The organism is Mycobacterium aquaticum (assembly GCF_002086485.1).
Classification (GTDB): domain Bacteria; phylum Actinomycetota; class Actinomycetes; order Mycobacteriales; family Mycobacteriaceae; genus Mycobacterium; species Mycobacterium aquaticum.
In genome coordinates this window covers 1-701 of record NZ_MVHF01000103.1, presented here as the reverse complement: position 1 = coordinate 701, position 701 = coordinate 1, and the positions used below count along the sequence as shown (strand labels likewise).

1 protein-coding gene is annotated in these 701 nt (G+C 67.8%); it reads left to right on the top strand.

Annotated elements, in window-relative coordinates; all coding sequences use genetic code 11:
* Nucleotides 1-19: 19 nt before the first annotated feature.
* A partial coding sequence (locus BST13_RS38085; RefSeq protein WP_158087273.1) for an NAD(P)-binding domain-containing protein occupies nt 20-701 on the top strand: 682 nt, incomplete at its 3' end.

The following is a 701-nucleotide window of genomic DNA, read 5'->3' as shown; positions in this document are numbered from 1 at the left end:
ACAATCGAAAGGCTGCTGCATGACGAACACGACCGGCACGGCTCAGATCGGGGTGACGGGGCTGGCGGTGATGGGGTCCAATCTCGCCCGCAACTTCGCCCGACACGGCTACACCGTGGCCCTGCACAACCGCTCGGTGGCCAAGACCGACGCCCTGCTGGCCGAGCACGGTTCGGAGGGCAACTTCGTGCGCAGCGAGACCATCGCCGAATTCCTCGACGCCCTGGAGAAACCCCGCCGGGTGATCATCATGGTCAAGGCCGGCGACCCGACCGACGCGGTGATCAACGAGTTGGCCGACGCCATGGAGCCCGGCGACATCATCATCGACGGCGGCAACGCCCTCTACACCGACACCATCCGCCGCGAGAAGGCAATCCGCGAACGCGGCCTGCACTTCGTCGGCGCGGGCATCTCCGGCGGCGAAGAAGGCGCGCTGAACGGCCCGTCGATCATGCCGGGCGGGCCCGCCGAGTCGTACGTCTCGCTCGGGCCGCTGCTGGAGGAGATCTCCGCGCACGTCGACGGCGTCCCGTGCTGCACCCACATCGGCCCCGACGGCGCCGGACACTTCGTCAAGATGGTGCACAACGGCATCGAATACTCCGACATGCAACTCATCGGCGAGGCCTACCAGCTGCTGCGCGACGCCCTGGGCCTGACCGCCCCGCAGATCGCCGACGTGTTCGCCGAGTGGAACA